The 11,009-nt window shown below is 40.8% G+C and carries 8 protein-coding genes; 6 read left to right on the top strand and 2 right to left on the bottom strand.

All coding sequences use genetic code 11. The annotated features are described in order from the left end of the window. Nucleotides 1–304 (top strand): substrate-binding domain-containing protein (locus QZT73_RS04775; RefSeq protein ID WP_291786882.1); only part of this gene is annotated, 304 nt, incomplete at its 5' end. Between the two features lie 184 nt (nt 305–488). On the opposite strand, the gene QZT73_RS04770 is transcribed toward QZT73_RS04775, so the two are convergent. Together QZT73_RS04770 and QZT73_RS04765 are read right to left on the bottom strand one after the other, a co-directional pair. Continuing rightward, nucleotides 489–1,838 carry a Gfo/Idh/MocA family oxidoreductase gene (locus QZT73_RS04770; RefSeq protein ID WP_291779197.1) on the bottom strand — a complete coding sequence of 450 codons (1,350 nt, stop codon included), beginning with the start codon at nt 1,836–1,838 and terminating at the stop codon, nt 489–491. Between the two features lie 13 nt (nt 1,839–1,851). After that, nucleotides 1,852–3,240 (bottom strand): DUF1080 domain-containing protein, encoded by a 1,389-nt coding sequence (locus tag QZT73_RS04765; RefSeq protein WP_291779199.1) that lies wholly within the window; start codon nt 3,238–3,240, stop codon nt 1,852–1,854. 190 nt (nt 3,241–3,430) lie between these two features. On the opposite strand from QZT73_RS04765, the gene QZT73_RS04760 reads away from it, so the two are divergent. From QZT73_RS04760 to QZT73_RS04740, 5 genes are all read left to right on the top strand, one after another. Beyond that, nucleotides 3,431–6,283: a glycoside hydrolase family 2 TIM barrel-domain containing protein gene (locus QZT73_RS04760; RefSeq protein WP_291786880.1), complete on the top strand. Its 2,853-nt coding sequence runs from the start codon at nt 3,431–3,433 to the stop codon at nt 6,281–6,283. 27 nt (nt 6,284–6,310) lie between these two features. Beyond that, complete coding sequence (locus tag QZT73_RS04755) at nt 6,311–7,552, top strand: mandelate racemase/muconate lactonizing enzyme family protein (RefSeq protein WP_291786878.1); 1,242 nt, start codon at nt 6,311–6,313, stop codon at nt 7,550–7,552. 19 nt (nt 7,553–7,571) lie between these two features. Beyond that, on the top strand, nt 7,572–9,416 hold the full coding sequence (locus QZT73_RS04750) for a sugar-binding domain-containing protein (protein WP_291782044.1): 1,845 nt from the start codon (nt 7,572–7,574) through the stop codon (nt 9,414–9,416). 123 nt (nt 9,417–9,539) lie between these two features. Further along, nucleotides 9,540–9,920, top strand: coding sequence for a hypothetical protein (locus QZT73_RS04745; RefSeq protein ID WP_291782046.1), 381 nt, complete (start codon nt 9,540–9,542; stop codon nt 9,918–9,920). 93 nt (nt 9,921–10,013) lie between these two features. Further along, nucleotides 10,014–10,850 (top strand): N-acetylmuramoyl-L-alanine amidase-like domain-containing protein, encoded by an 837-nt coding sequence (locus QZT73_RS04740; RefSeq protein WP_291782048.1) that lies wholly within the window; start codon nt 10,014–10,016, stop codon nt 10,848–10,850. Nucleotides 10,851–11,009: the final 159 nt, after the last annotated feature.

The following is an 11,009-nucleotide window of genomic DNA, read 5'->3' as shown; positions in this document are numbered from 1 at the left end:
TCCTTTGGACCGTCCTGATGGAATTCTGTCTTCGGTGGAAAAATTGGCTTTGACGGCATATCATGCAATTCATCAGACCAAATTGCGCATTCCCGAGGAACTTAAATTAATCACTTTTTCTAACATGAAAATTGCGGATCTTCTGAATCCTCCGCTTTCTACGATATCCCAACCAGCCCATGAAATCGGAAGGGAATGTGCTAAGTTATTGATACAGAACCTAACGAAAACTCCTCCAATTCCCATACAAGACCAGATCATTACCATTCCTTCTAAAATGCATATTCGTAGGTCTTCTATGTAATGGGAAGAAATTTTTAAACTCATTTCCTTAGCCAAATTTCATCTTCTTTTCCCCCTGATTAATAGTATTTTATTCATTTTATGGTTTATTTTATTTAAAAATAAACCAGTGACACTATGAAAATTTTGAAAATTATCATAAGTGCAATATCATTAATCGCAATTGTATCTTTTGTAATTTTTGGTTATAGCTTTGGTTCCCAACCCTTTTCATAAGTCCTGGACCATAGTTCCATTCCTCTCCGGTTGTAGATGTGCCCATTGCTTGGGTTGCAATCGAAATTTTCACCAATACGATAAGAAATATTGGCCAAATGACAGAGTAAGGTAGATACAGCACCTTCTTCTATCGTGGAGTTTTGTGGCTGTTTGCCCCTGATGGCTTCGAAGAAATTGACTACATGATCAGTTGTGTTGTCTCCGCCACCACCTAAATTGGTACTGCCCTCTTCCCCTTTGGATTGAACTTCCCGAATGAGTTTGCCTCCTTTGTCAAATAACCTGTAAAGTCCCCGATTGACAAAAACAGAACCTTCTGTACCGTAAATTATGGTACCCCGATCAGCTCCATAAGTCAGGTAGCCATTACGGCTTTGCCCATCCCAAACAATGGATTTTGCCCCATCAAATTGGAATGTGGCATACATGGTATCATACATCGTCCAACCATCATCTAGAAAATGGTATTTTCCAGCGTCTACACTTACATGATTAGGAAACTCTACTTGTAATGCCCATCTGGCTACATCCAGTTCATGCGTGGCATTGTTACCTGTTTCGGCTGTACCATAGTCCCATCCATACCAATGCCAATTGTAATCCCAGGTATCATGGGTATAATTCTTTCTTGGTGCAGGTCCCTGAAAGAGTTCCCAATCCAGACCTGCCGGTGAAGCTTGTTCCACTTCATTAGGAACCCTGCCCCGGTTATTTGCATAAAAGGCCACTGCCCTATATGGCTTGCCGATGACTCCATTATGGATATCCTTGATGATTTCAATGGTATGATAAGATGACCTTTGCTGATTACCCATTTGGATAACCTTATTGTATTTGTTTTTATACTCCACCAGCAGTTCACCTTCTCTGGGATTATGGCTACAGGGTTTTTCCACGTAAACATGTTTTCCCGCAGCCACAGCCATCCAGGTTCCTGGCGCATGCCAATGGTCAGGTGTGGCATTGATTAGGACATCTATTTCCTTGTTTTCAATCACCTTAAGAATACTGTTCTCCAATAAGGGTGAATAATCAATATGTTTGGAAAAATTGGCCGCTGCCCTGCTGCGCTGGGATTCCATGACATCGCATAGCGTATGCAGTCTTACATTGCTTTCTTTTCTGGCAATAGGAGCATAAAAAGCTCCCAGTCTCCTTCCTAATCCTGCGATGGCTACCTGCATTCGTTCGTTGGCGCCAAGGATATTTCCATAGCTTTTGGCAGAAAAGCCAATTGCTCCCAATGAGGAAAGGCCAACTGTTGCCAAGGTTGACTTCTTCAAAAACTCCCTTCTGTTGTTCATAGCTTTGTCCATTTGGTTAAGGGTTTTATTGTAATGTTTTTATTTTTATATTCTTAAAATGAACCTCATCTCCATGGTCTTGAAGCAAAATATAGCCTTCATCCGCCTCACCAAAATTCTCCCAAATATGGTATTTACTTTCGGCAACCAATGCCCTGTAGTTCTCAGATCCCCTTACGTATTCCAATACTTTTACTCCATTGAGGTAATGCTCCACACGGTTGTCCGGATAGACCAGCAATCTGCCTTTATTCCATTCTCCTGGACCCTTGATAAACCGCGGACTTTTATCCGCTTTGATCAAATCATATAGAGAAGCCAGCGTTCTATTGCCCTCTCTGCCCATTTTGGCATCAGGGTGACCCTCATCATCGAGTATCTGGTATTCCAATCCTATGGCTGAACCCACATTTCCTTCACTCAAGGTAACAAAATATTTGACTCCGGAATTGGCTCCTTCTGTAAATTTAAAATCAAAAGCCAGGTCAAAGGCACTGAACATCTCAGTGGTCACTATGTCTCCATAACTCATGGATTCGCTGCCATCAGAAGCTTTGATTGTCAGGATCCCGTCTTGAACTACCCATCCATCTGACGGAAATTCTTCCTTGTAAGCAGCTTTCCATCCTTCAGTGTCCACCCCATTAAACAAAAGTCTCCAGCCATTGGCTTTTTCTAAGTCTGTAAGCTCATTTAAACCTGTATTGACTACAAATACATCTCCTGCAAAGGATTTGGGTTGCAGATTTTCGGTTTGTATCCGTACATTTCTAAAAAAGGTTTTATTGCCTTCATCTTCCGGGTCTCTGATGCTATGAACCTGAAGTCCTATATGCCCATTTCGGTCCATATTATCTACGACATAGGCCACTTCTTGTCCATTTATCCAGGATTTGATCTCATTGCCTATGGCTTCTATGCGGTAATGGTTCCATTCCCCCATCTTAAATGCTGATTTCGCATCCGGATTCAGGTCAAGAGGATATAACCAACCCCTTCTTTGCTCGTCATATAAGCCTCCAGACCAAGCCCGGGGAGTAGGGTCGGCTTCTATTTGATAGCCATAAACCAATCCTTGTCCATCCCTGGCAGCAGGATCAAACTGTCCCCTTGCCATTACTCCGGAATTACTGCTGAGGTCTTCAATCTTCAGCTCCAGTTCTAAGATAAAATCTGTATAATCCTCCTCGGTGATCAAAAAGGTATTGGGCGTATTGGCTACAGCATATCCTATAATTTCTCCATTTTTCACCTCAAATTCAGCTTGGCCACCTACAGCTTTCCAGCCCTCCAGATTTTCACCATTAAATAAATTGATCCATTGTGCTTCCTGTTGCTTTTCGGTTTGTGACTGGCAAGAGCAGCTCAAGATCAGTAAGCATAATATCGAATAAGTTAAATTTTGTGCTTTCATTTTGGTGTGATTTATTTTTTTCTAATGGCTTGAAATTCCTTATTTCACCCAAATTTTCAAGTCAGGGAATGCATTACTTACGAAATCGATTTCGGATTTCAAGTGTTTTCAGCTTATTATTCTTTAAATTGGATTCATCTTTATAAATATAAACAATCTCCTGATTTGAAGACCATAATACAGCACAATCATGCATATTGTAATCCCTCATATATATAAAAATTACATTACATACTCTTTAAGAGAGGTGATTTTCCTATTTGGATTAGTACTTGCTGGAAGTTTCTTCGTCTCCGGAAAAGTGCACAGTCAAACATTATCAAGCTATGAACGGCATTACCTTTCTGGAAAAGATGCTTCAACCGCTGTCGAATGGGATTTTATGGTAGACGGTGGCCGAAGGGCAGGAGAGTGGGCAAAGATACCTGTACCCTCCAACTGGGAATTACAGGGATTTGGGACATATAACTATGGACATGATCATAGGAACCCTGAACGGGTACTGGGAAAAGAAAAGGGTTACTATAGGTATGCTTTTGATGTTCCATCTGCATGGGAAGGCTTTCCGGTGAAATTGGTTTTTGAAGGGGCCATGACAGATACTGAAGTGAAGGTAAATGGGAAAATTGCCGGAGAGGTTTTCCAAGGCGGATTTTACAGGTTCAGTCATGAAATAAGTTCACTTTTGAATTTCGGTCAAAAAAACACACTAGAAGTGGAGGTTTCCAAACATTCTGCCAATGGCTCAGTAAATAGGGCAGAAAGAGAAGCTGATTATTGGATTTTTGGAGGCATTTATCGTCCCGTATATTTAGAAATATTACCCGAAATACATTTCGACCGTATTGCTGTGAATCCGCAAGCGGATGGGAAATTTGAGGCAATGATTTTACTAAACAAGGAATTAGACGGCGCTTTGCTGGAAGTAGAACTTTTTGAAATAGGAAAGCAGAAGTCTATTGGCAGTATTACATCCCTGACTGAAGGACAAGAAGTTATAATTGATGGTGAATTTTTTGGGATTCAATCCTGGAATCCTGAGTCGCCTTATCTCTATGATGCAGTGTTTCGGTTGAAATCAAATGACGCAATTATTTTTGAGAAAACAGAAAGAATAGGTTTCAGGACAGTTGAACTCAGAGAACAGGATGGAATTTATGTAAACGGGAAAAGGGTAGTATTTAAAGGCGTCAACAGGCATTCTTTTCATCCAAAAACTGGCAGGGCTTTGTCTGACACCAACCACCTGGAAGATATCTTGTTGATGAAGGAAATGAATATGAATGCCGTGCGGATGTCCCACTATCCGCCCGATGAGCGATTTTTGGACCTCTGCGATTCTTTGGGCCTTTTTGTGCTAAATGAGGTAGCTGGATGGCAACAGGGTTATGATACCGAGATCGGTCCAAAAGTGATTCAAGCCACGGTTTGGAAAGATGCCAATCACCCTTCTGTGATTATTTGGGATCATGGAAACGAAGGCGGATGGGATTTTGAAAATGAAAAGTGGTTCCATGTGCATGATATCCAAAAGCGCCCTGTAATCTACCCTTGGTTGATCCGTAATGGCGTAGATACCCACCATTATTTTCGATACAATGCCGGAATCCAAAGATTGACCCATGGTCAAACACCATTTTTTCCTACAGAATTTATGCATGGACTGTATGATGGAGGTCATGGGGCAGGCTTAGCAGATTATTGGAATGATTTTATGCGTAATCCCGTAGCAGCTGGAGGTTTTCTTTGGGTATTTGCAGATGAGGCTGTTGTAAGAACTGATAGAAATGGGGAACTGGATGCCGACGGTAACCATGCCCCTGATGGGATTTTGGGACCCTTTAAAGAAAAGGAGGGGAGTTTTTATACCATTAAAAATATTTGGTCTCCTATTCAGGTATTGCCATTTAACATGAACAGGGGATTTGACGGAAATCTAAGTATTGAAAATGGGTACATTTATTCTTCTCTAACAGGTTGCCGTCTATCATGGAGTCTGCATGCTGTTCCTGATTTTGAGCAAACACTTGAATTGTCCAAAGGAGAGTTGTATTTGCCAGATATACAGCCGGGGGAGAGAAAAAGGATAAAGCTTCCTTTGGGCGATGCGTTTGAGGAAGCGGATTTTCTTAAAGTCACTGCTTATGATTGGAAGGGCAATGAATTGTATTCCTGGAGCTGGGCAGTTTCCGATGTAGAGGAATTTGCTGTCCGTTTTTTGGATTCATCAGTGGAGAGCATGGGTATGTCTGAATTTACTGAAGATGATGGGCGTCTCATTGTGCAGACAGGGACCATGGTTTATCAGTTTGATCTCCTTGACGGTCAATTAAAAAGTGTGGAAAAAAACGGTAAAGTCTTTCCTTTCAAAAATGGCCCTGTTCCTGTTGGCGTGGACTCTAGCGTTGAGCAAGTAGAATGGGAAATAGATGAGGAGGGAAGTATTATCATCAGAAGTACATATACCTCATTTCCTAAAACCAGCTTTTGGAAAGTGTACAGTGATGGCAGCCTATATTTTGAGTCAGAAGGTCCTTTATTGAATGGACAGGAACTGGATTACCTTGGGCTATCTTTTGACCTACCTGAGGAAAAAATTCAAGGAGTAAAATGGATAGGGAACGGTCCTTACAGGGTATGGAGAAACAGGCTTAAAGGTGCTGAGTTTGGACTCTGGGAAAAAGCTTACAACAATACCATCACAGGATACAGTTACGATAAGCTCGTTTACCCTGAATTCAAGGGCTATCATGCCAATTTATTTGCAGTGCTTTTGGAAACTGAGGAAGGGAATATCCAAGTGGTATCAGAAAGTCCAGGCACCTATTTGAAATTGTACAATCCGGAAAATCCCCCACATGCGACAGCTGGAGTGATACCTGCCATGCCTTCGGGAGACATCACTTTCCTCCATCAGATCAGCCCCATTGGGAATAAATTTGCTGGACCTGAGACGATGGGGCCCAGTGGAAACAGAATCAGGGCAGTCAGTCATGCCGGTGATCATCCCTTTGGAATTAAATTATGGTTTGATTTTAAATGAAGCACCAGAAGAAACTAAGCCAGGAAAATGAAAAGACGGGAATTCATTTCTAAAAGTGCCTTAATTGGGTTGTCTCCCAGAATTGACCTAAGGAATACCTTTTCTAATTTATACAAGGAAGAAAATGGCAATACTTACCCTAACCACATTTTGGATATTCGATCTGTTATAAAATTCTCCGTCATCATCCAAAAAATCGAAATCCTTGAAAATGTGGGAAACCGTTTTATTGTAGTCACTTCCAAAGATGGTATTCAGGGAATAACAGTTTTAAACTTCAGGATGGAATTTCTATTACCAATCCTTCAAAAACTGATTCAACCTTTTTTTATCGGTAAGGATGCCCGTGATGTAGAACAGATTTTGGAAACCATTGCACATGACAGAGGGGTATATAAGTATTCAGGAATCCCTTTATTCAATTGTATTGGACAGATTGAAATTGCGGTAATGGATTTATTGGGTAAAACTGCGGGTATTCCCACATCAGATTTTTTTGAAAAGAGAATCCGTAATGAAATCCAGATGTATGTGTCCAGTCTCACACGGGAAAGCAGTCCGGAGGAAGAAGTCACCAATCTTCAAAAACAACTTGCCGAGACTGGTGCTAAAGCCGTCAAAGTAAAAGTAGGAGGGAGAATGCGCCGCAAAGCCGATGCCGCACCGGGCCGGTCAGAAAACCTTATCCGCTTGTTGAGAAAAACCTTTGGAGATGGTCTGACCATTTATGCAGATGCCAACAGTTCTTTTGATCTTCAGGAAGGGCTCAAAATGGCTGGCATTTTAGAGGAAAATGGAATATCTATCTTTGAGGAACCTTGTTATTGGGAAGATTATGCCTCCAATCAAAAGATTGCTGCCAGCCTGAAAACCATGAAACTGGCTGGTGGAGAACAGGATACTTCCTACCTGAGATGGCGCGATATTGCCCAAAACAAAGTGTATCATGTGCTTCAACCTGACTTATATTATAATGGAGGAATGCTACGGGCTTTTTATGTGGAAAAATTGGCGATTGCCAATGGATTGCGTTTGGCACCTCATAGCCCAAAAGATGACCCCTTAGCAGCTCCTTTCTTTCAATTGGCTTCTGTTTCGGCTATATTGGAAGGATACCAGGAATTTCCGGGCGGAAAGAAAAAATATCCTGATTGGTATTACCCTCATTTTGATATCGAAAATGGTTTTATCAAAGTTCCCACAGGTCCAGGTTTGGGTCTGGAGTATGATTATTCCATTTTTAAAAACGCGAAAATAATCAATTCTTAACCCAACAACTGATCTCAACATGCAAATATTCAAGCGGATTTTTACCCTATTCTATGTATTTGGTTTCTTTATTCAGCCTCTCTTTTTACATGCACAAAATCTTAACACCAATCCAATCCTTAGTCCTTGGGCGGAAAAAGTTGATCTAAATGCACCTCTTCAGGAATATCCCCGACCACAAATGATCAGGGATAATTGGGTCAATCTTAATGGGTCTTGGAATTATGCGATTTTGGAAAAAGGGAAAAGTAAACCTGATCAATTCCAAGGGAAAATTACCGTACCCTATCCCGTGGAATCCTATCTTTCGGGTGTGATGAAACCGGTAGGAGCAGCGCAAGAACTGTGGTATCAGCGGAAATTTCAGGTTTCCAGCGCTGAAAGAAAGGGTAGGGTATTTTTACATTTTGGGGCTGTGGACTGGGAAGCAGAAGTTTTGATCAATGGAAAGTCGGTGGGCATCCATCGAGGAGGTTTTGACCCTTTTTCTTTTGATATTACTGATTTTTTGAATAGGGGCCAAAGCCAGGATTTGACGGTAAGGGTTTGGGATCCTACCGATGAGGGACCCCAACCAAGAGGAAAGCAGGTGAATAATCCCCGCGGTATTTGGTATACGCCGGTCACAGGCATTTGGCAAACGGTTTGGTTGGAATTTGTTCCTGAAAATTATATTTCCAGCCTGAAAATTCTCCCAGACTGGGATAATGGAGCATTTGAAATCCATGCTGATTTGAATATGGGTAATAGCAATTTTAAATGGTCGGTAATGGCCTATGATGGAGAACAGCTGTTGGTTCAAGAGGAAGCCACTATTGGTCAATCTATTCAAATCAAAATACCGGAACCTACACCCTGGTCACCAGATAATCCGTATTTGTATGATTTTGAAATTAGCTTGAAGCGTGGCAATAGGGTAGTGGATCAGGTAAAATCCTATGGAGCTTTGAGGAAAATATCCATAGGCTATGATGCCAATGGTATACAGGTAATGGAACTGAACGGAAAGCCCCTGTTCCAATATGGACCCTTAGATCAAGGATGGTGGCCTGATGGCTTGTACACGGCACCAACGGATGAGGCACTATTATTTGACATTGAAAAAACCAAAGAATTGGGTTTCAATATGATCAGAAAGCATGTCAAAGTGGAGCCTGCTAGATGGTACTACCATTGTGACCGCTTAGGAATGCTCGTATGGCAGGACATGCCCAGTGGCGATATGGGGAATGTATGGGAATCCAAACCGGGAATTTTCCGTAAAGGACTGGACAGGGAACGTACGGCTGAATCTGAGGCCATTTTTAAAACAGAGTGGAAGCGTATAATGGATGCATTCCACCATTTTCCATCCATTGTGGTATGGGTACCATTCAATGAAGCCTGGGGTCAATTCAAAACCAAGGAAATCACAGAATGGACACAAGCTTACGACCCAAGTCGGCTGGTCAATTCAGCTTCTGGAGGGAATTTTGAACTGGAAGGTAATAAATTGGTCGGGGATATTTTTGATGTGCACAATTACCCCGATCCAGTAATGCCATCTCCTGATTTATTTGGTAAGGTCAATGTACTGGTACTTGGAGAATATGGAGGATTGGGTTTGCCTATAGAAGGTCATACTTGGCAGGAAAAAGACAACTGGGGTTATCAAAGTTTTAAGAGTGAAGAGGAGTTATGGACAAGGTATCAAAAATTGATTGCAGACTTGAAATATTTGATTCCCAAGGGGCTAGCAGCTGCGGTATATACGCAAACTACCGATGTAGAAGTGGAAGTCAATGGCTTAATGACTTATGATCGGAAAGTGATTAAATTTCCTGTGAAAGCAATGAAAAGATTGCATGGTGAATTGTATAAATAGGCTGTATAATTGAAATATTTTCAAAATTTTGATCGGTTGTTTCTTTTTATGGACTATAAATACTTCACATAATTTCCGTAAATTGGGCATTATTGAAAGGACATTCAATTAATTAAAAGGAATATGGGAAAGATAATCGGTATAACAGCAATATTGCTTGTGGGTTTATTTTCTACAACAATTGCACAAACCCAAAATCCAAATTTTAAAAAAGATTTCAAAGAGGAAATACCCAATAAGGACAATTTGAAAAGTGGTCCCAATCCATTCTTTCCAGGTGATACCATGAGCATATTTATCCCTGACCTTGAAGGTAAACTGAATTTTCCGGATTTAAACAGGCAACACGCTTCTCTCAATCCAGAGAATGGAGCCCTTGTCGACAGTAATTTACCCAATATTTATAGGATGCCCATTCTAACAGCACAGGGCAATCATCCCATGCCTATTTATCAACCTGATAGCACTATAAACTATACTTTAAGGATAAAGGATTTTAAATAGTTATATATTAAACGAGTTGTTTTATTCCGGTATTTAAATCAGGAAAGCTAAAAATCCAGACTTTTGAGATAAACTTCACATTCATTTTATACCATGCGACTGATTACCATTTTACTGATCTTTATTCCTTTTATCACATATAGCCAAACAGTTTGTTCCCTTGAAAGTAGAGAAAGATTGGGTGTTTTAATGGATCAATTATTACTTGAAGATCATGGGAATAAGTCTTTAAACGCCCTCAATGTAGAGATAGGTGAATGGTTTTTAGGTACACCGTATGTTGAAAAGACGCTGGAAATCCCTGGAGAAGAAAAATTGGTCATTGATCTTCAAGGGCTTGATTGTACTACCTATGTTGAAACTGTAGTGACTCTGAGCAGATTGGCCAAAAGAGGAGAATTCACTTTTGAGGCATACCAAGCAGAACTGGAGCTTTTGAGATACCGTAATGGATTAAATACGGGGTATCCGTCGCGTCTACATTATTTTTCTGACTGGATTTACCAGAACCAGGCAAAAGGGATATTAACTGATATCACCGAAGAAATTGGCGGAAAAGTCTATGTCAATAGTCCGAGCTTTATGTCTGCTAACCCTCAATTTTATCCCCAATTGAGCAATCCTGAATATGTAGCCCTGATCAAGGCCACTGAGCTGGATATAGCTGCCAGAAGGTATTACTATATTCCAAAAGAAGAAATCCGAAAAGCTGAGCCAATGATCCAATCAGGAGATTTGATTGCCATTACTGCAGCCATGAAAAGTTTGGATATGGTACATGTAGGTTTTGCAGTTGAGAAAAATGGCAGGATATACCTGATGCATGCCAGTACCGGATCTATGATGGTGGAGATTTCGGAAAAGCCACTTAGCGATTACTTGGCTGGTTTTAAGTCCCAATCGGGAATAATGGTGAGTAGGTTAAAGTAATGGTTAAAGGTAGAAGTTGGATGTCGGAAGTTGGAACCATTGGAAAGTTTACTAGAAGGGAGAACTTTGGCATTTTGAAGGAGCAATTTAGAAAGAGAGAAAGTTAAGCATCTAAGGAAAAAAAAATAAGATAATTTTTAGTCATTTTTTTATTTTTAT

Source organism: Cecembia sp. (genome assembly GCF_007126775.1).
Taxonomy (GTDB): domain Bacteria; phylum Bacteroidota; class Bacteroidia; order Cytophagales; family Cyclobacteriaceae; genus Cecembia.
This window is presented reverse-complemented; position numbering and strand designations above follow the sequence as displayed.

Coding starts and splice junctions, on each gene's coding strand:
- QZT73_RS04745 (WP_291782046.1), top strand. CDS start 9,540: ATGGGAAAGATAATCGGTATAACAGCAATATTGCTTGTGGGTTTATTT.
- QZT73_RS04770 (WP_291779197.1), bottom strand. CDS start 1,838: ATGGACAAAGCTATGAACAACAGAAGGGAGTTTTTGAAGAAGTCAACC.
- QZT73_RS04765 (WP_291779199.1), bottom strand. CDS start 3,240: ATGAAAGCACAAAATTTAACTTATTCGATATTATGCTTACTGATCTTG.
- QZT73_RS04740 (WP_291782048.1), top strand. CDS start 10,014: ATGCGACTGATTACCATTTTACTGATCTTTATTCCTTTTATCACATAT.
- QZT73_RS04760 (WP_291786880.1), top strand. CDS start 3,431: ATGCATATTGTAATCCCTCATATATATAAAAATTACATTACATACTCT.
- QZT73_RS04755 (WP_291786878.1), top strand. CDS start 6,311: ATGAAAAGACGGGAATTCATTTCTAAAAGTGCCTTAATTGGGTTGTCT.
- QZT73_RS04750 (WP_291782044.1), top strand. CDS start 7,572: ATGCAAATATTCAAGCGGATTTTTACCCTATTCTATGTATTTGGTTTC.